The following is a 22,253-nucleotide window of genomic DNA, read 5'->3' as shown; positions in this document are numbered from 1 at the left end:
GAGGGTGGGGCTCAGCGCAGCGGGATGTCGCGCGGCGGGCGCAGGCCTTCGCCGCCCCGGTCCCGGCGCGGGCGCGGCCGGGCCGCCTCGGGCGGCCGCGAGGGGTAGTTCGACGCGAACGGGTTCGGCGGCACGGTGTCGGGGGCCGGCGCGCGCCCGCGGCCCTGCGCTCCGGCGGGTCCACTCGCGGGTCCGCACACCGAGCCGCAGGCCAGCCCCGCGAGGATCAGGGCACGAAAGGCGGACAGGCGCATGGGCGGACCTCGGGGGCGAACGGCGACGACGGCTTGGACCCCATACCCCGGCCGCCCATATGGGGCGAGGCCCCGCGGGACGTCGCACGCGCGACAGCGAGGATCCGGGACAGGAGACGCCGCATGGAGCCCCACACCTTCGAGCAGGACGGCGTGACCTACGAGGTCCGCTTCACCCGCGAGGCCGAGGCCTGGATCGCCCGGATCCGCCGGGCCGGCGAGGCGACGGCGCAGATCGTCGCCTTCCCGCACGGGCGCGGCTACGATTCCGACGACGTCCGCGCCTCCCTCATCGCCGGCTGCGAGGCGGCGGTGCCGAACCTCCCCTGGGCGGCCGTCACCCGGCATTAGGGGGCGGCGATGGGCTCAGGCCCGGTGGGCCAGCAGCCAGACCACCGCGACGGCCAGGGCCAGGGCGACGAGCTTCCAGAACAGGACGGGGTCGCGCTCCAGCAGGGCCGCCGGCCGCAGGCCCGGCAGGGCGGCGTTCGGGGCACGCAGGTCCGCCACGAAGGCCGAGGCGGCGTCGTAGCGCAGCACCGGGTTCGGATGCACGGCCTTGCGCAGGGCGGCGTCGACGAAGGGCGGCAGCCCGGCGCGGGCGGCGGCGACGGAGACGTAGTTCAGCCGCCGCCCGCGCGCCTCCGTGACGGCCTGCGCCGCCTTGGCGCCGTAGGGCAGGCGCCCGGTGAGCATCTGGTAGGCGATGACGCCCACGGAGAACAGGTCCGAGGCCGGCGTCGCCGGGTGGCCCGCGAGGCACTCGGGCGCCGTGTACTGGATCGTGCCGAGGGCCGGTTCGCCCGCTTCCGAATCCTCGGTGATGCCGGCGACCCGCGTCGAGCCGAAATCGATGAGGCGCACGGTGCCGGCCGCGTCGAGGAGGATGTTGGCGGGGCGCAGGTCGCCGTGCACCATCTCGCGCCGGTGGAACGCCTGCACCCCGCGGGCGATCTGCTCGAGGAGGCCGCGCACGGTTTCGAGGCCCGGCGCGGGGTTGTCCCGCAGCCATTGGGCCAGTGTCTGGCCTTCGACGTAGTCCATCACCGTGTAGAGGTGGCTGCGGGGGCGGGTCTGCACGGGGGCCGTCAGCACGTGCGGGCTGTCGATGCGCCGGGCGATCCACTCTTCCATCACCATCCGGCGCAAACCCGCGGGATCGCCGTGCAGGTCCGTCGAGGGCATCTTGAGGGCGACCTGCGCGCCGGTCTCCCCGTCGAGGGCGAGGTAGACGTGGCTGCGGTGGCTCGCGTGCAGAGTGCGCAGCACCTGGTAGCCGTCGAACAGGGCCGGCGGGTCGAGGAGCGGGGCCGGGGGCAGGTCCGCGCTCCGGCCGAGATGCTCGGCCGGATCGCCGTCGGGCAGGGCGTCGATGCGCACGATCTGGACGGTGAGGTTGTCGCCGCTGCCGTTCTCGTAGGCACGCCTGACGATCGCTTGGGCGGCCCCGTCGAGATCGTCGCCGTGCCGGGCCAAAGCTGCCGCCATGGCCTCGGGCCGCACGTGCTCGTGCACGCCGTCGGTGGTCAGGAGGAAGACGTCGCCGCGCTCAAGGCCGACCCGGCGATGGTCGATCTCCACGTGGGCGGCGGCGCCCAGCGCCCGGCCGAGATAGGATTCGGTGGCCGACAGGACGACGCGGTGGTCCTCGGTGAGGTCTTCGAGGGAGCGCCCCGACACCCGCGACACGCGGGCGTCGCCGACGTGGAAGATGTGGGCCGTGCGCGACCGGAGCACGAGGGCGCTGAAGGTGGTGACGTAGCCCCGATCCCGGCCGCCCTCGGGGTCGTGCCGGTGGCGGTTGCGCCGGGTCTCGGCGTGGAGCCACGAATTGGTGGCCGCGATGACGCGCTGCGCCGAGGTCTTCACCGACCAGGTGTCGGGGGTGTCGTAATAGTCCGACAGGAAGCTCTTGACCGCCGTCTCGCTGGCGATGTGGCTGACGGGGCTGCTGCCGATCCCGTCCGCGATGGCGAGGACGGCGCCCTTGAGGGCGAGGGCGGGGCGCCCGGGGAGGGCAGCCCCGTGGAAATCCTGGTTGGTCTCCTTGCGGCCGCGTTCGCTGTGCTGGCCGAGGGAGAGCGTCAGGTCCTGGGGCATCGTCCGGGAATCATCGAGGAACGGTGGGCCGGGCCCCGCGCTGCGAGGCCCGGACGGTCGTGCCGGATTCGTTGTCTCTCACAAAACTCCCGCTGCACCGAAGGGCTCGGCGTGAGAACCGGTCGTGACCGGGAGTATTGTGAGGCACGCTCAGGCCGCGTGGCGGCGCTCGATCCCGACCACGTTCCGCTTCGGGGCGGTGCGGACGTGGGTGGTGTAGAGGGTGAGGCCCGTGAAGGCGAGGCCGCCGACGAGGTTGCCCAGGACCGTCGGGATCTCGTTCCAGACGAGGTAGTCCATGATCGAGAAGTGGCCGCCCATGAGCAGGCCGAACGGGAACAGGAACATGTTCACCACGGAATGCTCGAAGGTCATGTAGAAGAACAGCATGATCGGCATCCACATGGCGATCACCTTGCCGCTGACCGTGGTCGAGATCATCGCGCCGACGACGCCCGTCGAGACCATCCAGTTGCACAGCATCCCGCGGATGAAGATCGTGAACCAGCCCCCCGTGCCGTGCGCGGCGTAGCCGACGGTGCGGCGCTCGCCGATGCCCGCGATGAAGGTGCCGACCTGATCGGGCGGCGCGGTGAAGCCGAAGGTGAACACGAAGCCCATCATCAGGGCGACGGTGAGCGCACCGAGGAAGTTGCCGACGAACACGAGGCCCCAGTTGCGCAGCACGCCGCGCCAAGTGACGCCCGGGCGGCGGTCCAGCAGGGCCAGGGGCGCGAGCACGAACACGCCCGTGAGCAGGTCGAAGCCGAGCAGGTAGAGCATGCAGAAGCCGACGGGGAACAGGGCCGCGCCGAGGATGGGGATGCCGGTCTGCTGGGTGATGGTGACGGCGAAGACGGCGGCCAGCGCCAGGATCGCCCCGGCCATGTAGGCGCGGATCACGGTGTCGCGGGTCGACATGAAGACTTTGGATTCGCCGGCGTCCACCATCTTGGTGACGAACTCCGCGGGCGCGAGATAGGCCATTGCTTGTCCTTCTTCTAGTTCGAGGCTCCTGCGGGGCCGCCGGATTCGTCGCGAACGATCCGGCCCGCCACCACGCGTCGTTGCGCGGCTCGCAGAGGGCACCGGGCGGTCCATGGGACGCGCCCGACGCCTGTCGAAATTCGACAAGGCAAGATTCGCGCCTTTTGAATACACGCTCCGATGGGGCAGCTTCGACGGCTCCGCCGGTGGGGTTGGGCTCCGTGACTCCGACGGAGTTCGCGAATCCGCCGTGTGAATCCGGCCACCCGGACGGCGAAGGCCCTCGCCGAAACCCGAAGCGCCGGCTACCCGCCGGGAAAGGCCCGACCGGGAACCACCCGCGGCCCGCATCGGTTCGCCCCCGACAACACGAGGACCAATCCCATGACGGACGTCACCTATCGCATCGTCGAGCACGACGGCGGCTACGCCTACAAGGTCGGCGACGTGTTCTCCGAGACCTTCCCGAGCCACGACGAGGCGCTCCAGGCGGCCCAGGCCGCGGCGGCCGAGCAGCAGGTGCCGGGCTCGACCGAAGGCATCCGCTATCAGGACGGCGCGGGCGCCTGGCACGACGAGACGGCGCAGGGCAACGACCGCCCCGTCGCGAAGGTCGTCGAATAGGCCGCTCCTCGATCGGACTCTCCGCGGAGTCCTTGGACCAAAGGCCACGGGGCCGGGGTTTGCACCCGGCCCCCATCCGGTGCAAAGGCGAAACGGCGCTCCCCGCGCCCCGGAGTTTTGCCGTGAATCCGCGCCAGCCCGACCATGCCATCGATCCCCTGTTCACCGAGCGCTGGTCGCCGCGCGCCTTCACCGGCGAGGCGGTGCCGGAATCCGAATTGCTGCGGATGTTCGAGGCCGCGCGCTGGGCGCCGTCCTCCTACAATTCCCAGCCCTGGCGCTTCCTCTATGCCCTGCGCGACACGCCTCATTGGGCGCCGTTCCTCGACCTCCTCGTGCCGGGCAACCAGAAATGGGCGAAGGATGCGGGGGCGCTGGTCATCCTCGTGTCGAACACGCACATGAAGGTCGGCGATGTCCTGAAGCCCACGCCGAGCCATTCCCTGGACACCGGCGCGGCCTCGGCCAACTTCCAGCTCCAGGCCATCCGCCAGGGCTGGCACGTCCACGGCATGGGCGGGTTCGACAAGCCCCGCACCGCGACCCTGCTCGCCGTGCCGGAGGGCAACCACGTCGAGGCGGCCTACGCGGTCGGCCGCGCCAAGCCCCGCGAAGACCTCACCGAGGAGGAGCGCGAGAAGGAGGTGCCGAACGGGCGCCGCCCCATCGGCGACTTCATCCATGCGGGCGGCTTCCCCGGCCACAAGCTCTGAACCCAGCCATGCTGGCGCCCGCCTCCGACTATGCCGGCCTCGTCGCGGGCTTTTCCTGGGACATTCCCGCCCGGTACAACATGGGCGTGGAGGTCTGCGACGTCTGGGGGACGCGCGAGCCGGACCGGCCCGCCATCCTGGCGGTCACGGCGGCGGGCGTCGCCACCACCACGTTCGGCACCCTGAAGGCGGAGTCCGACCGCCTCGCCGCGGCCCTGCGCCGACGCGGCGTCGGGCCGGGCGACCGGGTGGCGGTGCTCCTGCCGCAATCGGCCGCCGTGGTGGTGGCGCATGCCGCCGCCTACAAGCTCGGCGCCATCGCGCTGCCGCTGGCTGGCCTGTTCGGCCCCGACGCGCTCGCCTACCGCCTCGCCGATTCCGGCGCCCGGGCGCTGATCACCGACGCGGCGGGCCTCGCCAAGGTCGCGCCCCTGCGCGCCGGATTGCCGGGCCTCGACCTCGTCCTCAGCCTCGACGGCGCCGGCGAGGGGGCGCTCGCCTATGCCGACCTGCTCGCCGACGCATCGGACGCGACATTCACCCCCGTGGACACCGGGCCCGACGATCCGGCCCTGATGATCTACACCTCCGGCACCACGGGGCAGGCCAAGGGCGCCCTCCACGGACACCGGGTGCTGCTCGGCCACATGCCGGGCTTCCTGATGATGCACGACTTCCCGCCGCGCCCCGGCGACCGCCTGTGGACGCCGTCCGACTGGGCCTGGGCCGGCGGCCTCCTCAACGCCACCCTGCCGGCCCTGCGCCTCGGCGTGCCCGTGGTGGCGCAGCCGGCGGCGCGGTTCGAGCCCGAGGCGGCGTTCCGGCTCATGGCGGAACACGCCGTCACCACCGCGTTCCTGCCGCCCACCGCCCTGAAGATGCTGCGCACGGTGCCGGATCCGCGCGGCCGCTTCGACCTGTCGAAGCTCCGCAACATCGCCTCGGCCGGCGAGGCGCTGGGCCCCGAGACCTACGCTTGGGCGCAAGGTGCCCTCGGCCTCACCATCGGTGAGGCCTACGGCCAGACGGAGTGCAACCTCGTGCTCGCCGCCTGCCCCTCGGCCGGCGTGGCGCGGCCCGGCTCCACCGGGCGGCCCGTGCCCGGCCACCGGGTGACGATCCGGCGCCCCGACGGCACCGAATGCGGCGCCGACGAGCCCGGCGAGATCTGCATCGCGCGGCCCGACCCGGTGATGTTCCTGCGGTACTGGAACCAGGCCGAGGCGACGGCAAGCAAGTTTCGCGGCGATTGGATGCTGACCGGCGACACGGCGCGGCGGGATGCAGACGGCTATGTCCACTTCGTCGGACGCGAGGACGACCTCATCACGTCCGCCGCCTACCGCATCGGCCCAACCGAGATCGAGGATTGCCTGAGCCGCCACCCCGCCGTGGCGATGGCGGCGGCGGTGGGCCGGCCCGATCCCCTGCGCACGGAGATCGTGAAGGCCTACGTGGTGCTGCGCGAAGGCTTTTCCCCCTCCGAGGCCCTGGCGACCGAGATCCAGGCCTTCGTCCGCACCCGGCTCTCGGCCCACGAGTATCCGCGCCTGCTCGAATTCCGCGATCACCTGCCGATGACCACCACGGGCAAGATCATCCGCCGGCAGCTGCGCGACGAAGCGTAAGGCGGCCCACGCGAAGACGGCCGCGAGTTCTCCCACGGCCGTCCGGTCCTAGCGCTCTCGTCCTATCGCTCTTGTCCTATCGCTCTTGCGCGATCAAGCGGGGTCCGCGTACGGCAACCCGTTCATTCAGCAGGACGAGCCGCCCGCGGTCTGGCCGTACTGCATCACCGGGCGGGTCTGCTGGTTGGCGTTGCCGTCGGCGGCCGAGCTCACGGGGCAGCCGAGGAAGGTCGGGCCGCGCTCGTCGACGTACAGGGAGCCGGTGGTCTCGGGTGCGTAGGGCGAATACGACATGAAGCGCGACTGTCCGTCATGGGCCAGCGCCGGCGACATCGCGGCGGCACCCAGAGCAACGGCGGCGACGAGGGCGGAAAGACGCGTCTTCATTTGAGTTCCAGGCTCCCGGTCAAGAACAGACCCGATGTCCGTCTCGATTGTGCTTGCTCAACAAGCACAGGGGTGCCCGGTTCCGGCAGCGTGTGCTGGACCGCACATGGACAAGACTGGCCTGCGGGACGCGCCCCGGAACTCCCGCCTCATACCAAATCCGGTTGATCGCTTCGCAATGCGGATTTGGGCTTCGCTCAGGCGCCGCGCGGGCTGCCTGATACTGTCCCCGAATGGATCATCCGGAGACAGTATCAGAAGTCCCGCTGCACCCGGGCCCGGACCTGGACGGCGTCGACGCTGGAGATGGTCGCGACGGGGTTGGCCGGGTTGTCGACGAAGGCGGCGTTCTGGGCCGGGAACCGGCTGAGGTCGAGGACGCGCCCGGATTGCATGCCGTAGCGGGTGTAGATCGCCTCGACGCCGATATCGAATTCCTTGACGGGGGACCAGATCAGGTTGGCGCCGACGACGAAGCGGTAGGAATCCCGCAGCACCTGGTTCAGCGCGAAGAACCGCGTGCCGGGCAGGCCCGGCCCGGTGCCGGTCACGCCCGAGGCGAGGCCTTGCGCGGCGCGCGCGCCCGGCGCGAACGTCATGGTGCCGTAGGAGCCGAAGGCCGCCGAGCGCACGGACGGCGTCCAGTAATGCAGCAGGGCCGCCGTCACCGAGACGCTCGTGGAGAGTTCGAGGCGATTGGTGAGCGGGTTTAGCACCGCGTCGTTGAGGAACTGGGTGAACGGCGCGCCCTGGATCGCCGTCGCCGATTGGGCGTAGGGGCCGACATAGGCCGGCAGGCCGGTGTAGAGGGCCGTGCCCTCGCCGTAGGCGGCCTGGAGATAGACCGTGTCGCCGGGGGCGAGTGCGGCCAGGTTGACCTTCACGCCGCCCTGCACGGCCCAGCCATAGGCCGAGGGCGCGCGGCCGGCGTCGCGGCTGTTGAGGGCGGTGGCGGGCGCGCCCAGATGGGTGCCGAGATAGGCGTCGCGGGCGAGCACGCCGGGGCTGACCTCGTGCAGGGCGGCGGAGCCCTGCAGCGTTCCCCAGGTGTCGTCGTAGCGCAGCACGCCGACGAGGTCGGGCACGCGGCTGCGCTGGGCCGACTCGACGAAGCCGATGCCCGTGGGCGTGCCGTCCGGGTTCGCCCCGACGAAGACCGGCGACACGGCCCGGGGCGCGAACCCGCCGTCGAGGCCCGGCACCAGGGGCCGGGCGTTCTGGGTCGAATAGACCGCCGTCTGGCGGAAATGCGGATCCTCCACCGACAGGGTGGTGGAGAAGCCCCGGCCGAGCTTCGCCGTGTAGGCCGCGAGGTTGGTCGACGGGATGTTCGAGCCCATGGACGCGACGATGAACTCGAAATCGTGGGCGTAGAAGTCGAAGAACGACGAGGCCCGCCCGGCGGTGAGGCCGGAGAACTGCACGAAGGCCTTGTCCAGGGCCACCTGCTGCTGGACCCGGCCGGCGGTGTCGACGCCGGTGGCCGGGAACGCGTTGCCGATCCGGTTGAACGCCCCGGCATGCATGGTGGCGAACCCGGTCCGGCTCCCGACATCGATGCGGGTGAAGCCGCGCAGGGCCCCGTAATCGGTCTGGGTCCGGGCGTCGAAGTTGATGCGGGCGCGGGCCTGGTAGCCGCTGATGTCGCCGGCCGAATTGCGGCTGTAGGCGTTCTGGAAGGCATACTCGAACCGCGCCCGGCCGGAGACCCGCAGGCAGGTGTCCGTGCCCGGAATGACGAAGAACCCCGTCCCGGGGGTCGGGCAGATCCGGACATGCGCGTCCGTGCCCGTCCTGCCCTCGTCCGTTTCCCGGCCCGGCCGCTCCGCCGCCGCCGGGACCCCGATCATCCCCACCACGCCCGCGAGCAGGCTCGTTCGTACGCGTGTCATGCCCTGTCCCGTGCGGTCCAACCCAAGACGGTCTGCAACCCAAGACGGTCTGCAACCCAAGACGGTCTGCAATCCAAGACGGGTCATAGGATCGTCGCGCGCCCCGGCCTCGTGAAGGCCGATTCCACGATCTGGCCATGCGACGGCAAAGGAGTTAGATGGGTTGCGAGGCTAAATCAATCCGATCGATGCCCTATCGATTTGCAAAGAATCGGCTGAATGGGGAAGAATATTTCTTATGATCGCGCTTCTGTCGTGCGGGATTAATTCGATGCGTGAGACGTGAACTATTGTAGCCTCGACGCAGTGTAGCTGTGCTTGTGGGGTGGTGTCGCGTACGGGGTCGCCTGGCCTCGGCTCCACCGGCCTCGGATCGATCGGAGACCTGCCGCGCGGCTGTCCCGGCGCGGGCGTGCGTGGCTTCGGGCCGGCCCGGGGCCGGTCCTCCCGGCGGGTTCGCGGGCTGCTTCTCCGGTCTCCGGCCCGGGAAGGATCGCCCCTGTGCAGGTGCGGATCGATTTTTATGATGCGGGGAAGATCACGATCCCCTAGTGATTAGCTTCCGCATGAAGCTGGACTCAATTTCTGATACATAAGTTCGATGACGCGCAACTTTCGCCGCGATGATGATTTAACGAGATCCGGTCCGATAGCGGCGAGCGATCCGTGTGTCCTTCGGTCGTGGGCCGGAGGAGCGTCTTGTCCGTGCCGCAATCATCGGCCGGGCGTCCGCCAGTGGTTTGGGGGCGGTCGGTGCTATCGTCGGCTGGCCGCTCGATTGGATATCGTCCGCGCGGCGAAGGATTCTCAGCACCGTGTCCGGGAATTTTCCGGAATGGTGCCGTGATGCGGACGGTGCTCACGACGGAAACCATCGCGCCCCATCTGAGGTTTCGGCTGTGGCGGGAGATGCTCCTCGACCGCATCGGTCCGCTCGAGCAGAAACAGATCGACGATCGGCCGTTCCAGGGACGGATCGAGACCGCCGATGTCGGGGACATTCGGATCACCCGGGTCGCAGAGAGCGGGCTGCGGACCGAGGTGACGCCGGCGACGCTGCGACGGCGGGACGACGCCGGGACGGTGTTCGTCCTGATCCAGCTCGCGGGCCGGTCGAAGAGTTCGCAGGATGGCCGCGACGCGGTGCAGGGGCCCGGCGACATCATGGTGCTCGGCGGGCGACCCAACGTCCACCTGTCGAGCCACACGGATCGGTCGCTCGTCCTGGAGTTGCCGCGGGAGCGCCTCGAAGACTTTCTCGGCCCTACGAAGGTCTACACGGCTTTTCCTGTCGGGCCGACATCGCCGGGCGCCCTGCTGGCCGCGAATTTCTTCCAAGGCCTGTCGGAGATGACCGACGATCTCGCCCCCGAGACGGCCGGTCGCCTCTCCAAGATCGGCGTCGATCTCATCGTGGCGAGCCTGGCCGAACGTCTCGCACAGGAATTGCCGCAGGATCTCTACGGCACCGTCATCATCCAGCGCGCCAAGGCCTACGTGGAGGAGAATCTCGCGGATCCGACCCTCGACCCCCGCCAGCTCGCCGCCGCGATGGGCCTCTCCCTGCGCAGGCTGCAGGAGCTGTTCCACAAGCAGGGGCAGCACATCTCGGACTGGATCTGGGAGCGCCGGCTCAGGGCCGCCGGACAGCGCCTGAGCGATTCCGCCTGCGGCCACCTCGCCATCGCGGTGATCGCGTATGGCTGCGGTTTCTCCAATTCCGCCCATTTCAGCCGTCGCTTCAAGGACCGCTTCGGCCTGACGCCGCGCGAGTATCGCTCCGCCGCCCTGGGGGTCCCGACCCCGTGAGGCCCCGGCGCGGCCCGCAAGGCCCGTCGCGTACTAGGACGGGGGCTGCCGTCGCGCCGCCGCGCGCCTGTACGCGCTCGGGGACAGGTCGTAGTGCTCTTTGAAGCGACGCGAGAAATGGGCCTGGTCCGCAAAACCGCAGCCGTAGGCGATGGCCCCGATCGACACCGGAAGGCCGCCCGGATCGCTCAAGCGGGCCGCGGCCACCTCCAGGCGGCGTTGCCAGATCCAGTCGGAGATGTTGCGGCCGCGCTCGTGAAACAACTCCTGGAGTCGCCGGAGGGATACGCCCATGGCCAGCGCCAGCTCCGCCGGCGTCAAGGTCTGCTCTCCGAGATGCGCCTCGACATACGCCTTCGCGCGTTGAACCAGGACCGTTCCGTAGAGGGGCTTCGGCGTTTCGAGGGCCATGCGTTCGGCGATGCTGGCCACCAGGAGATCGACACCGATGGAGGACATCCGCGCCGCCGTATCGGGCGTGAGCGTGTGTTGCAGGGTGATCAATTGCTTGAAGAAGTTGACCGCGAGGGTCGTGCTGGCCAAGCCGGCATCGATCCTGAGGGCGCTGTAGAGGATCGCGGGTCCGAGCAGGTTCTCGATGCGATCGCGATTGATCTCGACCACGAGCGACTGGGTCGGCGCTTTGAAATCCAGGCGAACCGGCTGCGATCGGTCGACGATGACGATGTCGCCCGGGTTGTGGATCAGGGACCGGTCGTTCTGCGCGCTCGCCGCTGTCCCGGACAAGCGTATCGTCGCCGAGAGGGTATGCTGCTTGCCGTGCCGCCTGATGTTCGTCGGCGTCACGTCCGTCGTCAGGGCTCCGAACGTCGATCGGGTGATGAGGACACCCCCCATGTCCGCCGCTTCGAGCGTGCCCTCGAACGGACCGTCCCCACTCTTCCGGGCCTCGCTCGGGATCAGGCGCTCGTAGGAAACGTCGCGCCAGAGGTCGAATTTCCGATGGAGCGGGACATTCTTCGTCGTGACCAAGAGCTTCATGCCCGGGCTCCACAGCCGTTTTCCGATCCAAGACTATCCCGTGTCCCGCGCCGGGAAAACGCGGGTCGGTCGATGCTCGTGCGCCGACTGCGACGGCCTTGTTGAGCTCCGAGATCGATTCGATGGAACGACGGCGGTCGGATGGATCCGCTTCCCACCGTCGAGTCCCTCCGAGATCGGCAGGCTTTTTTGGGATCGGGATGCCCCTCGGGGATCGGAGCGGCTCCCGGCCGAGAGGAGCGCGCACGGAGGCTGGTCCACGCGCGTCCGGACGATGACCGTATGACCGACCTCGCGCACCGGCAGCGTTGGTCCATCCGCTCGTGGACCGAACCGTCGGTTCTCGCCCCTGGCTGTGTCAAAACGCCGATGATGGTAGCTTTCTCCTGGTCGACCGGAGGCTGGCATGGGACGGTTTGTTGTCGGTGCCGAGCGCGATCAGACGACGCTGTTTCCGCCGTGTCTTGAAGACTGGATCGCCGAGAACAACCCGGTCCGCGTGGTCGATGCCTTCGTGGATGCGCTGGGTCTTGGTGCGCTCGGCTTCGCGGGCGTCGATGCGGCACGGACGGGACGACCGGGCTACCATCCCGCAGCCCTCCTGAAGCTCTATGTCTACGGCTATCTCAACCGGGTCCCGTCGAGCCGGCGTCCGGAGCGCGAAGCGGGCCGCAACGTCGAGGTCATGTGGCTGACGGGTCAGCTGGCGCCCGATCACAAGACCATTGCCGAGTGCCGCCGTCAGAACGGACCGGCCATCGGGCGTGCCTGTGCCCGCTTCGTCGCCTTGTGCCGCGAGATGGGTCTTCTAACGGGGACGCGCGTCGCGATCGACGGCTCGAAGTTCAAGGCGGTCAACAACCGCGACCGCAATTTCACACAAGGCAAGCTCGACCGGCGTCGCAGCAGATCGAGGAGAGCGTGTCGCGCTACCTCTCGCAGCTCGACACGGCCGATCGTCAGGATCCCACACCTGAACTGGCCGCCAAGGTGGTGCGGCTGAAGGAGAAGATCGCCCGCCTCGGGCAGGAGATGAAGCGGTTGGCCAGCCTGGAGGAGCAGGTGAAGGCGGCGCCCGACCGGCAGATCTCTCTGACCGATCCCGACGCGCGATCGATGGCAACCAGCGGGCGCGGGTCGGGCATGGTGGGCTACAACGTCCAGGTGGCGGTCGAGACCGAGCATCATCTGATCGTGGCGCACGGGGTGACCAATGCCGGCTCGGACCGAGCGCAACTCAGTGGCATGGCAGTACGGGCCAAGCAGGCTTCAGAGACGGATACGCTCGATGCGGTGGCCGACCGGGGCTATTATTCCGGTGAACAGATTCTGGCCTGCGAACGCGCCGGCACCTCCGTCACGCTGCCCCGGCCGATGACCTCGGGCGCCAGGGCCGCCGGCCGTTTCGGCAAGGAGGATTTTCTCTATCGTCCACAGGAGGACGTCTACCGGTCTTCGGCGGGCGAGGCGCTGCCCCACCGTTGCACCACGGTGGAGAAGGGTCTGACGCTGCATCGTCACTGGACGAATGCTTGCTCGGCCTGCCCGATGAAGACGGACTGTACGACGGGCAAGGAGCGCCGGGTGACGCGCTGGGAGCACGAGGACGTGCTGGAGACGGTGCAGCGCCGCTTGGACGGCGACCCGCTGGCCATGCGGGTCCGGCGCGAGACGGTCGAGCATCCCTTCGGTGCGCTCAAAGCGCGAATGGGGCCCACGCACTTCCTGACCAAGACGCTGCCGCGCGTCTCGACCGAGATGGCGCTCCAGGTCCCGGCCTACAATCTGACGCGGGTTCTCGACATCATGGGAAGCCGGAAGCTCCTGGCGGCGATCCCCACCTGAGCGGGGGCTTGGATCGCTCGCCGAAGAGGCCGAGAGACCGCCCAGGAAACCTTTTCCACCAGGAACTGGCCGTCTCCCGACCGTAAGAACCTGTTCGATGCGATGAACAGCCCGTTCTCGCGAGACCGGGACGTCTCCCGATCGCAAAAGCCCCAATCCCCGAGTTTTGACACGGCCTGGACCAGACCGAGATGAAGGATTGGACTTGTTGATCGTGAGCGACACAGCGCTTGCCCACGACACCAGCCTGGCACGGATCGCGGGGACCGGCGAACCGGAGTGAGACTACAGCGTTCGATAATGGTCTCGGCTTTGCTCGCTTCCTCGGCTGGCTACCGAGGCGCGCAGCGGTCGATGAACGCTCCCCCGGTTCGGCATGGTATCGGCGTCTCTTGGTTTCCAACGCAAAGCCTGCGCGACTTTGCTATCTTGGCTTGTGGTCGATCATGCTGGTCGACGGAGAAAGGGGAGCGAGATGCCATAAGACAAGGCTTTGGCACGAGCGACGGCAAGGACGGGAACCTCGGTCGATTTCGCGGGGACGTGGGTGAACGAAGGGGGTTCGGAAGTCGTCCTTGTTCAGACGAACGATGCGCTTTCCGGCACATATGAGAGCGCCGTCAGCAGCGGAGGTATAAAGACCGCCGGTACCCTCGTCGGCTATGTCGATGGAGACTTGATCGCCTTCACCGTGCACTGGGAAGCCTTTCAGGCGATCACTTCCTGGGTGGGGCAGCTTCTTCCGAACGCGCCAAGGGAGACAATCAAGACGCTTTGGCAGATGACCAAGCAGGTCGACTCCGGCGAGGAATGGGCATCGATCAACGCGGGATCGGACACTTTCACTCGCAGATGACCGTTGCCGGGATCCGGGCGGTGTTCAGGCGCCGCACATCTTATCAGGAGCCTGTTTGAGGTCCTGCGCCGGTCGTCCCCATCTGTCTCGTGTGCAAACACGACGTCCGCCTGGCGGGGTGGAGTGGAGAGCAGATGTGGGTGGACCCACATCGGACGCGTCACGAGACGTGCCTGAAGGACATATCGCCCGGCATCTGCGGACGGGTGGCGCCCGGCGAGGGTTGCCGGCTGGCTTTCCACCCTGGCGCACGGTCTATGGCTGGTTCCGGCGCTGGACCGACAAAGGCCTGTTCGAGGCGCTGATGCGGGCTCTCGCCCGCCGCCAGCGACGGCGCTGCGGACGCCGCCCGGAGCCGCGGCCGGCGATCGTCGACACCCAAAGCGTCAAGTGCCTCGGTGTGCGCGGGCGGCGCGGCTACGATGGGGCCAAGAGCGGTGCCAAGAGTGGGGGGCCAAGAGTGGGGCCACCGGCATGCCATGCGCCATCGCGTCGTCAAGAAGCAGCCGGACCAGAAGAGCTTCGTCGTGCGGGAGCGCCGCTGGGTGGTCGAGCGCAGCTTCGGCTGGATGAGCCATCGGGGCGGCTTGCACCGCGAGCGCGCCGGTCGGCTCGATGTCGCAACAGGGCGTCTTGCCTGCGCCGCCAGCTTCATGGCCGCCAACGCCCTCAACAATCCAGCCTGACAATAAGACCTCAATCAGGCTCAGAGGTGAAATATTCTCGTTTAAACAACCCTAGAGAAATTTGCGCGGGCGTGCGGGTGAGCTCTCGGAACATCCAAGCCCATGCGAACCGAGCCCGATGCGAACCGAGCCCATCGGAGACGGAAGCGGGAGCGGAGACTCCGGGCCGGTCGCGCGACGTGGGTGCCTGGCCTCGCGCCGTGGACCGGTCGGCCCCGATCCGTCGGTTCGAAATCGCCGCGCCCAGCTGCGAGAGCCGTTCCCGCCCATGCAGCGACGGCCAAGTCGCATTCGTGCCAGGCGGCGGCGATGGGGTTTCGATACTCTTGGGGCGTGAAGCGGCCGAACGCCTTGCCGATGTCTGCCTGGCGGTCGGGGACGGTGCGGGCCGCCGCGCTGCGCCGCAGGGCCTTGAGCTCGGCGAACGTCGGCTCGATCGGATCGAGGTCCGGGTTGCAGGCGGGCAGGGCGCGGATCCGTGCGCCGGCCGCCTCGCTGGCCTCACGCACGCCGACCACCTCGTGGACGTTCAGGTTGTCGAGGATGACGGTATCGCCCGGCTTCAGCACCGGAACCAGCGTGTCGGTCGTTGAGCGCGGAAGCGCGCGCCGTTCGTGGACCCGTCGAACAGGGCGATGGCGGTAGGGCCGCTGCTGCGCAAAGCGGCGGTGACGGTGACGGTGACGGTGATGGTCTTGTCGTGATGGGATGGTCGCCCCGACGGCGTCGATGGGCCGAAGTGGTGGTGGTGTGAACCACCCGAGGGCGGCGTCCGTGCCAGGGGTCGGCACCATCGGCCTGGATCTGGCCAAGAAGGTCTCATGACGGCATCGAGCATGCCTCCGCCCGTCAACGCATCACCCGTAATACCCTCGGGCACGGCTCTAGGGACCGCCCCCGCTCCTGTCGTTGGCATGCGGATATCGTATTCAGGGCAGCCGCCAGCGTGTCCGATGCCGCAGCGCTCTCTTTCGGAGGGCGATACGGGCCTCCGCCCGACCAATATCATGACCGGACCGAGACTTCGCATGCGAGAAGCGCTTATTTGTTGCATTCGATACCGAACCGATAGATGCAGTTTAGCCGAACCATGGCGTCGAAATACGACCCTTTGACGGACATATGGCCATCTAAATCCTGTTTGTCTTGCAGGCTTTTTCAGAATCCCCTCGATTGGATATTTGATTTTATTAAGGAACGATTTAACTGCTTGCGGTAACGTTTCCGTATGACCGCTTCGAAAGGTCAGCCGGAAAGTCCTTGCTCATGAGAACCTTCAGCAATCTCAGCCTGCTGACGAAGATCGCTCTTCCCTTGGCGATCATGGCCGTGGTCGCGGCCGGGCTCGTCGCCTATGCCCGCTCGGCCCTGATCTCCCTCGCCGGGCAGACCCACCAGATCGCGCAGGTCCAGGCCGCACGGCAGGCCCACATCCTGACCATGCAGGTCGCCATGACCGAGGCCGCGGTGCAGAACCGCAACACGCTGGTCGAGACCGATCTCTCCAAGATGAGCGGCTATCAGGCCAAGCAGGCCGCGGCCATCAAGGCGAGCCACGCGGCCCTGGACCGCCTGGTGGCCCTCGAGGATTCGGCGGAGCGGACGGCGGCGAACAAGAGCCTGCGCGCTGGCCTGGACGCCTACTATGCTGTCCTCGAACGGTCCACCAACCACGGCGTGAAGGGCGAGTCGGCCCAGGGGATGAAGATCTCCCAGGAGGAGGCCGCGCCGCGCCGCACCAAACTTCGCGAGGAGGCTCAGTCCCGGAGTGGCGTCATCGAGCAGCAGCTCGCGGTGGCCTCCGGTGAGGCGGAGCGCCTCGCGGCCACGTCGACCACCCTGCTGATCGTGTCGGCCGCCTTCGGCCTGCTGGCCGCCATGGGTCTCGCCGCCGCCATCGTCGTGATGGGGGTGTCGCGTCCGATCGGCCGCATGACCGCCGCCATGGACCGGCTCGCCCGGGGCGATCTCGCCATCGCGGTCGAGGGTGTGGAGCGCAAGGACGAGATCGGCCTGCTGGCGCGCTCCCTCGAAGTGTTCAAGGTCAACGCCGTGACGGCCCGGCGCCTCGCGGCCGAGCAGGAGGTCGAGAACGCCGCGAAGATGCGCCGCGCCGAGATCCTCGACGGCCTGACCAAGCGCTTCGAATCCGACGTCTCGGTCCTGACCCAGGGCCTGGCGGGTGCGGCCACCGAGATGGAGGCCACGGCTCAGTCCATGTCCGCCACCGCCGAGCAGGCGATCCAGCAGGCGGTGTCCGTGGCGGGCGCGGCCGAGCAGACCTCCGCCAACGTCCAGACCGTGGCAGCGGCCAGCGAGGAGATGTCGGCCTCGATCCAGGAGATCGTCGGCCAGGTGAGCCAGTCCTCGACCTACGCCGACCAGGCCGTGGCGGATACCCGCCGGACCGAGGCCACCGTGCAGCGGCTCGCCGTCGTCGCCGACAGCATCACCGACGTGGTCGCCATGATCCAGACCATCGCGGGCCAGACCAACCTCCTGGCGCTCAACGCCACCATCGAGGCGGCGCGGGCCGGCGAGGCCGGACGGGGCTTTGCCGTGGTCGCCACCGAAGTGAAGGAACTCGCCGGTCAGACGGCGCGGGCCACCGAGGACATCCGCCTGAAGATCGGCGAGATCCAGGGTGCGACGGGCGAGGTCGTCAGCGACATCGGGCGCATCGGCAAGACCATCGCCGACATGTCCAGCTTCTCCTCCGGCATCGCCGCGGCGATGGAGGAACAGGGCGCCGCCACCCAGGAGATCGCCCGCAACGTGCAGGAGGCCGCCCAGGGCACCCGCAACGTGACGAACAACATCGAGCATGTCCGCATGGGCGCCGGAACCACGAGTGCGGCCGCCACCCAGGTGCTCGGCGCGGCCCGGGAACTGTCGCGCTACTCCGAGAGCCTCAGCGGGGAGGTGACGCGTTTCCTCGCGGGCGTGAAGGCGGCCTGAACCCGTCCGGCGGCCCGCACCGTAACCCGACCCCGAACGTTGAAAAGGCGGCCGATCCGGCCGCCTTTACCATGGGTCGCGGGCTCGCCGAGCCCAACCTCGCCGAGCCCAACCTGTCTGAGCCTACGCGGCCTTGCGGCCGGTCTTGCCCTTGGTCGCCTTCGGGGCGGCATCCGCGTCCTCGCCGTCCTCTCCCTCGCCGGTGTCGGCTTCGGAGTTGAGGGTCTCGGCGATCTTCGACAGGAGGGCGTCGGCCTTCTTCTCCTCCTGCAGGGTCTCGTCGAGGAGGGCGGCGGCGTCCGCGTGGCCGAGCTGGGCCGCCCAGGTCTTCAGGGTGCCGTAGCGGGCGATCTCGTAATGCTCCACCGCCTGGGCGCAGGCCGCCAGCACCGCGTCGGCGGCCGGGCTGTCGCCGAAATCGTCCATGTCCTCCTCCATCTCGGAGGTGATGCCCTGCATCGCCTCGCAAGTCTTGGCGCGGGCCGGCTTGCCGATGATCTCGAACACCTGTTGCAGGCGCTCCACCTGGCCGGCGCTCTCCTCCGCATGGGTCTCGAACGCCTGGCGCAGCTCGTCGTGCTCGGCCGCCTTGGCCGCCTTCTTGAGCGCCTTCACGGACTGCTTCTCGGCGTAATAGACGTCCTTCAGGGTCTCGTAGAAGGCATCGTTCAGGGTCTTCACCTTGGTCGCCATGGATCGATTCCTTGCCTGTACGGGGGGGCGCCGAGCGTGCGCTGGACACGGTGTTCGGCGGTTCGTGGGCAGGCAACGCGTCCCTCCCACGTCGGCTCCCGGCGATATTTTCGGCCTGTGGAGGAACCGGGACGGGGCTTGGCCGCCCCCGGCGAACGATCGTGGCCTCGTGGACCCGTGAAGGCATCCCAGCCGGCCATCCCTGTGCTATGAGGCCGGGGATGGCCGGTCCGAAATACCCCCTCGCGCGCATCGCGACGAACGCAGGCGCCTTCCCTGCGCCGGTCCCCGGCGTGGTACGGACAGGTATGGCCGGACGGGCCGGGACCCCGTGCCCGGCGAGACTTCAGCCCCTGGCGAGCCCGTGACGGATCTCCCCCCGCTCGCTGCCGATCCGGACCGCCTCGCGGCCCTGGAGGCCCACGGCATCCTGGATACGCCGCCCGAGCGGGGCTTCGACGGCATCGTGCTCCTGGCCCGCACCCTGTGCGCCGCGCCCGTGGCCCTCGTCAGTCTGGTGACCGCCGACCGGCAATGGTTCAAGGCCCGCTCCGGCTTCGCCCCCTGCGAGACCGACTTGAACGCGTCCGTCTGCGCCCATGTCCTCGGGCGCGGCGACCTTCTCGTCATCCCCGACCTGACCCTCGACCCCCGCACCCGCGACAACCCCCTCGTCACCGGCGCGCCGGCGATCCGGTTCTATGCCGGCGCGCCCCTGACCACGCCCGACGGCCACACCCTCGGGTCCCTGTGCGTGATCGACGAGGTCGCGCGCCCGGAGGGACTCACGGCTGAGCAGGCCGAAGCACTCACGGCCCTGGCCGAGCAGGTGATGAGCCAGCTCGACCTGCGCCGGGCCGTGATGGAGCGCGACGCGGCCCTGACGGGCGAGCGGCGCGGACAGGCTCAGGCGGTGGCCGACGCCGCGCGCCTCGAGGCGATGATCGCTACCCAGCAGGTCGTGGCCTCCGCGACCTCCGACCTCGACACGGTGTTCCGGGCCGTGGTCGATGCCGCCCTGTCGATCATCGACCGCGCCGACAGCGCGGTCGTCACCCTACGCGACGGCGACGACCTCGTCTGCCGCGCCGGCGCCGGGCGGGCGGGCGGATGGATCGGCCGGCGCATGCCCATGGCGGACACGCCGTCGGGCCGGGCCTTCACGGACGAGAGGCTGTTCGTCGGCACCACCGGCGCGCCGGGGACCGACCCTGACCGCCCGCCCCCGGCCGTCGTCGCGGTCCCGGTGCAGCGCCACGGCCTCGCCGTGGGCATCCTGGAGATCCGCTCGGAAGCGGACGGTCCCTTCGGCCCGCGCGACATCCTCATGGCCCAGATGCTGGCGGGGCTCGCCGGGTCGGCCTTCGGCGACGTCGCCGAGGCCGAGACCCGGCAGGCGCTCCGCGAGGCCGAGAACCGCTACAAGGCGATCTTCGACAGCGCCATCGACTTCGCCATCGTGGCCGCCGATTCCGACGGGCGGATCACCGACTGGAACACCGGCGCCGAGCAGATCATCGGCTGGTCGGCCGACGAGGTGAAGGGCCGGCTCCTCGACACCTTCTTCACCCCCGAGGACCGGCGCGACGGCGTGCCCGAGCGCGAGGCGCGCATCGCCCTCGCCGCCGGCTCGTCGTCTGACGTGCGCTGGCACCAGCGCCGCGACGGCGGGCGGTTCTGGGCGGTGGGCCGCATGATGACCCTGCGCCACGAGGACGACAGCGTCCGGGGCTTCCTCAAGATCCTGCAGGACCGCACCACGGAGCGGCGACGCGAGCAGCGCCTCGACCTCCTGAGCCGGGCCTCCGCCGCGCTGCTGGCCGCCGCGGACCCGACCGCCGAGCTCCTGCCAATCCTGGAGGAAGGGGCCGAAACCCTCGGGTTCGACCAGAGCTACACCTGGACCCTGGTGCCGAACCGCGCCGAACTGCACCTCGCCCAGGCGCTGGGCGTCGCGCCCGAGGCGCGGGCCGCCCTGAACCGCGCCCCCTTCGACGAACCGCTCTGCGGAATCGTGGCCGGGACCGGCCGGCCGCTGATCCTGTCCGGCCTGCAGGCGGACGGCACGGCGCGCTACCGCAGCGCGCGCGAGGCCGGCATCGACGCCTATGCGAGCTTTCCCATCACCGGGCGCGGGGGCCTCGCCGGCGTGATCTCGTTCGCGCGCCGCGACGCGCCCGACTTCGACCGCGAGGCGCTGCAATTCTTCGCCACCCTCGCGCGCTTCCTCTCCGTCGCCCGCGAGCGCCTCGACGACGAGGCGGCCCTGCGCGAGAGCGATGCGCGCTCGCGGCGCGCCCAGCAGGCCGGCGGCATCGGCACGTTCGAGGCGGATGTTGGCGCCGAATCCATCGTGGTCTCGGCCGAGTTCTGCCGGCTGTTCGGCCTGGCCGACGCGCGGACCTGTCCGGTCGCGGTCATCGAGGGGCTGATCCTGCCGGAGGATTCCCACCTGCGCGCGGAGGCCGCCCGCCGCGCCACCGGTACCGCCCTGCCCGAGATCGAGTATCGCATCCGCCGCGCCGACGACGGCGCGATCCGCTGGATCGCCCGGCGGGCCGAATTCGCCCGCGACGCCGCCGGCCGGGTCTCGAGCCTGTTCGGCACCGTCTCGGACGTCACCGACCAGCGCGCGGCCCGCGACCGCATCGAGGCGCTCCTCGACCTCGGCGACCGCCTGGGCGAGGCGACGAGCGCCGCCGTGGCCGTCACCATCGCGGCCGATGTCCTGGGGCGGACCCTGGGCGCCGGCCGCGCCGCCTACGGCACCCTCGATGCCGGGCGGGAAGCCTTCACGGTGACGGGGGATTGGGCCGCCCCCGGTCTCTCCAGCCTCCGGGGCACCTACCCTCTGGCGGACCTACCGCGCACCGTCGAGCGGCTGCGCACCGGGCGGGCCGTCGTCTGCGCCGATGTCCTGGCGGAGGTCCGCCTCGCCGACGATGCCGCGGCCTACCGCGCCCTCGGCGTGCGCGGGCAGATCATGGTCCCGCTCCTCAAGGCCGGTGCCCTCGTCGGCCTCATCCTCGTGCACGAGGCCGCCCCCCGGGTGTGGAGCATCGAGGAGGTGGCGTTCACCCGCGGCGTCGCCGACCGGACCTACGCGGCGCTGGCCCGCCTCAAGGCCGAGGAACAGCAGGACCTCGTCAACCACGAACTCTCGCACCGCATGAAGAACCTCCTGGCGATGGTGCAGTCCATCGCCACGCAGACCCTGCGCAACGCCACCCACGTGGACGAGGCCAAGGACGTGCTCGCCGGGCGCCTCATCGCCCTCGGCCGCGCCCACGACCTCCTCATGGGGGCGGCACTCACCAGCACCCGCATCGAGCCCGTGATCCAGGGCGCCCTGCAGGTCCATCAGGACGGGCTGGCGCGGTTCCGGGTCTCCGGCCCCAGCCTCGAGATCGGGGCGGACCGGGCCGTCTCCCTCGCGCTGATGCTGCACGAACTCGCCACCAACGCGGCGAAGTACGGCGCCCTCTCGACGGATTCCGGGCACGTGGCGGTGACCTGGGACATCCTGGAGAAGACCCCGGAGGAGACCCCGGGGGACTCGACCGGGCCGGAGCTGCGCCTCGCCTGGATCGAGTCCGGCGGGCCCCCCGTAGTGCCGCCCACCCGCAAGGGCTTCGGCTCGCGCTTCATCGAACGCGGCCTCGTCTCGCAGGTCGGCGGCACCCTGTCCCTGGAGTACCGGCCCGAGGGCGTGGCCTGCATCCTCGTCGCACCGCTCGCGGCCTTCGCGGGCGAGCCGCAGGCCTGAGGGGGGCGCGCGGGTCCACGAGGCATGCGTTCCGGGGGGCTGCCTGGCTTGGC

At 69.6% G+C, this 22,253-nt stretch carries 16 protein-coding genes and 2 pseudogenes; 10 read left to right on the top strand and 8 right to left on the bottom strand.

Annotation, left to right across the window (positions count from 1 at the left end):
* Nucleotides 1-11 precede the first annotated feature (11 nt).
* Nucleotides 12-254, bottom strand: a complete 243-nt coding sequence (locus ASF25_RS19390) for a hypothetical protein (RefSeq protein ID WP_056171012.1) — start codon at nucleotides 252-254, stop codon at nucleotides 12-14.
* A gap of 123 nt (nucleotides 255-377) precedes the next feature.
* On the opposite strand from ASF25_RS19390, the gene ASF25_RS19385 reads away from it, so the two are divergent.
* Nucleotides 378-605, top strand: a complete 228-nt coding sequence (locus tag ASF25_RS19385) for a hypothetical protein (protein ID WP_056171013.1) — start codon at nucleotides 378-380, stop codon at nucleotides 603-605.
* A 15-nt stretch (nucleotides 606-620) separates the two neighbouring features.
* Here ASF25_RS19385 and ASF25_RS19380 read toward each other — a convergent pair whose 3' ends face one another.
* Both ASF25_RS19380 and ASF25_RS19375 read right to left on the bottom strand, forming a co-directional pair.
* Nucleotides 621-2,354 carry a bifunctional protein-serine/threonine kinase/phosphatase gene (locus ASF25_RS19380; protein WP_056306497.1) on the bottom strand — a complete coding sequence of 578 codons (1,734 nt, stop codon included), beginning with the start codon at nucleotides 2,352-2,354 and terminating at the stop codon, nucleotides 621-623.
* 150 nt (nucleotides 2,355-2,504) lie between these two features.
* Entirely contained in the window at nucleotides 2,505-3,341 is an 837-nt protein-coding gene (locus ASF25_RS19375) for a formate/nitrite transporter family protein (protein WP_056171018.1), read from the bottom strand.
* Nucleotides 3,342-3,725: 384 nt separating this feature from the next.
* Between ASF25_RS19375 and ASF25_RS19370 the strand changes: the two genes are divergently transcribed.
* The 3 genes from ASF25_RS19370 to ASF25_RS19360 all read left to right on the top strand — a co-directional run bounded on the left by ASF25_RS19370 (nucleotide 3,726) and on the right by ASF25_RS19360 (nucleotide 6,306).
* Nucleotides 3,726-3,965 carry a hypothetical protein gene (locus ASF25_RS19370; protein ID WP_056171051.1) on the top strand — a complete coding sequence of 80 codons (240 nt, stop codon included), beginning with the start codon at nucleotides 3,726-3,728 and terminating at the stop codon, nucleotides 3,963-3,965.
* Between the two features lie 122 nt (nucleotides 3,966-4,087).
* Nucleotides 4,088-4,678 carry a nitroreductase family protein gene (locus ASF25_RS19365; protein WP_056171021.1) on the top strand — a complete coding sequence of 197 codons (591 nt, stop codon included), beginning with the start codon at nucleotides 4,088-4,090 and terminating at the stop codon, nucleotides 4,676-4,678.
* An 8-nt stretch (nucleotides 4,679-4,686) separates the two neighbouring features.
* Nucleotides 4,687-6,306: an AMP-binding protein gene (locus ASF25_RS19360; protein ID WP_056306496.1), complete on the top strand. Its 1,620-nt coding sequence runs from the start codon at nucleotides 4,687-4,689 to the stop codon at nucleotides 6,304-6,306.
* Between the two features lie 126 nt (nucleotides 6,307-6,432).
* Here the strand turns inward: ASF25_RS19360 and ASF25_RS19355 are convergent, their stop codons facing one another.
* Both ASF25_RS19355 and ASF25_RS19350 read right to left on the bottom strand, forming a co-directional pair.
* The gene (locus ASF25_RS19355; protein ID WP_056264797.1) at nucleotides 6,433-6,693 is read right to left on the bottom strand and encodes a hypothetical protein; all 261 of its coding nucleotides are present in this window, start codon (nucleotides 6,691-6,693) and stop codon (nucleotides 6,433-6,435) included.
* A gap of 254 nt (nucleotides 6,694-6,947) precedes the next feature.
* The gene (locus ASF25_RS19350; RefSeq protein ID WP_244473103.1) at nucleotides 6,948-8,585 is read right to left on the bottom strand and encodes a porin; all 1,638 of its coding nucleotides are present in this window, start codon (nucleotides 8,583-8,585) and stop codon (nucleotides 6,948-6,950) included.
* Nucleotides 8,586-9,431: 846 nt separating this feature from the next.
* On the opposite strand from ASF25_RS19350, the gene ASF25_RS19345 reads away from it, so the two are divergent.
* Nucleotides 9,432-10,394, top strand: a complete 963-nt coding sequence (locus tag ASF25_RS19345; protein WP_056306494.1) for a helix-turn-helix domain-containing protein — start codon at nucleotides 9,432-9,434, stop codon at nucleotides 10,392-10,394.
* A gap of 33 nt (nucleotides 10,395-10,427) precedes the next feature.
* Here the strand turns inward: ASF25_RS19345 and ASF25_RS19340 are convergent, their stop codons facing one another.
* Entirely contained in the window at nucleotides 10,428-11,396 is a 969-nt protein-coding gene (locus ASF25_RS19340; protein WP_056306493.1) for a helix-turn-helix domain-containing protein, read from the bottom strand.
* A gap of 406 nt (nucleotides 11,397-11,802) precedes the next feature.
* Between ASF25_RS19340 and ASF25_RS19335 the strand changes: the two are divergent.
* The 3 genes and pseudogenes from ASF25_RS19335 (at nucleotide 11,803) to ASF25_RS19325 (ending at nucleotide 14,783) form a co-directional block, all read left to right on the top strand.
* Nucleotides 11,803-13,241, top strand: a pseudogene (locus tag ASF25_RS19335) (IS1182 family transposase).
* 493 nt (nucleotides 13,242-13,734) lie between these two features.
* A complete protein-coding gene (locus ASF25_RS19330) occupies nucleotides 13,735-14,097 on the top strand; it encodes an avidin/streptavidin family protein (protein WP_056306492.1) in 363 nt (120 codons plus the stop codon).
* A gap of 479 nt (nucleotides 14,098-14,576) precedes the next feature.
* Nucleotides 14,577-14,783, top strand: coding sequence for a transposase (locus tag ASF25_RS19325; RefSeq protein WP_056306491.1), 207 nt, complete (start codon nucleotides 14,577-14,579; stop codon nucleotides 14,781-14,783).
* 272 nt (nucleotides 14,784-15,055) lie between these two features.
* Here ASF25_RS19325 and ASF25_RS23805 read toward each other — a convergent pair.
* Nucleotides 15,056-15,465: pseudogene (locus ASF25_RS23805) on the bottom strand (transposase); the annotation flags it as partial.
* Nucleotides 15,466-16,049: 584 nt separating this feature from the next.
* Here ASF25_RS23805 and ASF25_RS19315 point away from each other — a divergent pair.
* Complete coding sequence (locus tag ASF25_RS19315; protein WP_056165677.1) at nucleotides 16,050-17,741, top strand: HAMP domain-containing methyl-accepting chemotaxis protein; 1,692 nt, start codon at nucleotides 16,050-16,052, stop codon at nucleotides 17,739-17,741.
* Between the two features lie 123 nt (nucleotides 17,742-17,864).
* Here ASF25_RS19315 and ASF25_RS19310 read toward each other — a convergent pair whose 3' ends face one another.
* Complete coding sequence (locus tag ASF25_RS19310) at nucleotides 17,865-18,434, bottom strand: ferritin-like domain-containing protein (protein WP_056264814.1); 570 nt, start codon at nucleotides 18,432-18,434, stop codon at nucleotides 17,865-17,867.
* Between the two features lie 364 nt (nucleotides 18,435-18,798).
* Between ASF25_RS19310 and ASF25_RS19305 the strand changes: the two genes are divergently transcribed.
* Nucleotides 18,799-22,200, top strand: coding sequence for a GAF domain-containing protein (locus tag ASF25_RS19305; RefSeq protein WP_056306490.1), 3,402 nt, complete (start codon nucleotides 18,799-18,801; stop codon nucleotides 22,198-22,200).
* The last annotated feature ends 53 nt before the right edge of the window (nucleotides 22,201-22,253 follow it).

This window comes from Methylobacterium sp. Leaf100 (assembly GCF_001422845.1).
In the GTDB taxonomy this organism is placed as follows: Bacteria; Pseudomonadota; Alphaproteobacteria; order Rhizobiales; family Beijerinckiaceae; genus Methylobacterium.
This window is presented reverse-complemented; position numbering and strand designations above follow the sequence as displayed.